Consider the following 268-nt stretch of genomic DNA (forward strand, 5'->3'; position numbering starts at 1 on the left):
GTTTAGTTCAAGATACACCTGATAACTCCTTAACCCTATTTGACCGTTGTTATTTCTCTGCTGACTTATTAGTCAATTGGCAAAGCTCTGGAGTACAGCGACATTGGCTGACACCCGTAAAGTCAAAAATGCGTTACGAGGTGGTCGAAGAGTTTGCGAATAATGATTTGCTCATTGATATGCCAGTCTCTCCCCAAGCGAGAAAGAAAAACCCCGAGCTTCCCGAAACATGGCGTGCCCGTTTTATTGCTTATCAAGAGCCAAAAGG

Annotated in this window: 1 pseudogene; it reads left to right on the forward strand. The window is 44.0% G+C overall.

Annotated elements, in window-relative coordinates:
- Positions 1-268, forward strand: a pseudogene (locus AAEY79_RS15060) (IS4 family transposase); the annotation flags it as partial.

It is taken from the genome of Psychrobacter sp. GW64-MNA-CIBAN-0177, assembly GCF_040309585.1.
Lineage (GTDB): Bacteria > Pseudomonadota > Gammaproteobacteria > Pseudomonadales > Moraxellaceae > Psychrobacter > Psychrobacter okhotskensis.